General features: G+C 69.4%; 2 protein-coding genes. Both read left to right on the top strand.

What is annotated here, in order from left to right:
- The first annotated feature begins 198 nt into the window (after positions 1–198).
- On the top strand, positions 199–1,284 hold the full coding sequence (locus ABL57_RS19520; protein WP_047801817.1) for an inositol-3-phosphate synthase: 1,086 nt from the start codon (positions 199–201) through the stop codon (positions 1,282–1,284).
- Between the two features lie 426 nt (positions 1,285–1,710).
- A partial coding sequence (locus tag ABL57_RS19515) for an FAD-dependent oxidoreductase (RefSeq protein WP_047803842.1) occupies positions 1,711–1,896 on the top strand: 186 nt, incomplete at its 3' end.

The raw sequence follows: 1,896 nt of genomic DNA, 5'->3' as shown, positions 1-1,896 counted from the left end.
ACGACGACCACATCCGCGCCGAGGCCCCTCACCTGCAGGAGTGGATCGACCGCTGCCCCTGACGCCCGGGTGCCGGCGCGACCCGTGCCGGCACCCCAGCGGGGACCACCACGTCACCCGCCCCTCACCCCTCACCCCCGAGGGGTCGGCCGCACCCCGCCACGGCGGCTGCGTCCGGCCCCACGACGAAGGAGAATCGTGTCTCATCATCCGATCCGAGTGGCGGTGGCCGGTGTCGGCAACTGCGCCTCGTCCTTGATCCAGGGCGTGCACTTCTACGCCGATGCCGACCCGGGGCAGACCGTGCCGGGGCTGATGCACGTGGTGTTCGGGGACTATCACGTCTCCGATGTGCAGTTCGTGGCCGCCTTCGACGTGGACGCGGCGAAGGTGGGGGTGGATCTGTGCGAGGCGATCGGCGCCGGGCGGAACAACACGCTGGCCTTCGCCTCGGTGCCGCACACCGGGGTGACCGTCCAGCGCGGGCCGACCCTGGACGGGTTGGGGGCCTATTACCGGGAGATGATCCAGGAGTCGGCGGCCGAGCCGGTCGATGTCGCCGCCGCGCTGCGGGAGGCGCAGGTGGATGTGCTGGTGTCCTATCTGCCGGTGGGCTCGGAGGCCGCCGACCGGTTCTACGCCCAGGCGGCCCTGGACGCGGGGGTGGCCTTCGTCAACGCGCTGCCGGTGTTCATCGCCTCCACCGAGGAGTGGGCGCAGAAGTTCGCCGCCGCGGGGGTGCCGATCGTGGGCGATGACATCAAGTCCCAGATCGGGGCGACGATCACCCACCGGGTGCTGGCCAAGCTCTTCGAGGACCGCGGGTACGTGCTGGACCGGACGTATCAGCTCAATGTGGGCGGGAACATGGACTTCATGAACATGCTCGAGCGCACCCGGTTGGAGTCGAAGAAGATCTCCAAGACCCAGGCGGTGACCTCCAACGTGGTGCGGGAGTTCGGCACCGAGGAGGTGCACATCGGGCCCTCGGACCACGTGCCGTGGCTCAACGACCGGAAGTTCGCCTTCGTGCGTCTGGAGGGTCACGGGTTCGGGGACGCCCCGATCTCCTTGGAGTACAAGCTGGAGGTGTGGGACTCCCCGAACTCGGCCGGGGTGATCATCGACGCGATCCGGGCGGCGAAGATCGGGCTGGACCGCGGGATCGGCGGGCCGCTGACCTCGGCGGCGGCGTACTTCATGAAGTCCCCGCCCGAGCAGCAGGCCGACGACACCGCCCGGGCGAACCTGGAGGCCTTCATCCGCGGCGACCTCGAACGCTGAAGCAGCGCCCCACCCGGGGCCGCGGATCACCCCGCGGAGCACCGCCGCACCGGTGACATGAGGTACTCCTCGAGCTCCGTCGGCGTGGATCCGCTCATGCCGTCGACGCCGCCTTCCTGGGCCGGTGGGCTTCGCGCCCTCGACGCCGGAAAGAGCCGGGGAACGGGCAGGCATCCTGCCCTGTGCAACGTGGGTCACATTGCGCAACATTGTCCGCGGGGTCCGCCGCGCCGTCGGGAATCACGGCGACCCCGGGACGGGGGCAGGAAAAGTCGCCCGGAACGCTTGACAGGCCAATGTGGGACGCATCACGCTGAACCTCACAATATGAAGCACGTTGCGCAGTACGCGGCAACGAGCCGAGAGGTCCACCCGCCCGGCGCCGCCCTGCTGTTCCCGCACCCACTGATCTGAAAGGGGTCCTTCATGGAGTCCCTCGTCATTGTCGGAGCCTCGCTGGCCGGTCTGTCGGCCGCGAGGGCGGCTCGCAGCCTCGGGTTCGGCGGGCGTGTGGTGATCATCGGTGATGAGCTGCAGCGTCCCTACGACCGTCCGCCGCTGTCCAAGGACTTCCTGGCCGGGCGGATCGAGGTCGCGGATCTGACCCTGGAG

The organism is Kocuria sp. SM24M-10, from assembly GCF_001027955.1.
Taxonomy (GTDB): Bacteria; Actinomycetota; Actinomycetes; order Actinomycetales; family Micrococcaceae; genus Kocuria; species Kocuria oceani.
Note: the sequence above shows the minus strand (reverse complement) of the source record. Positions and strands in the feature narration are given on the sequence as shown.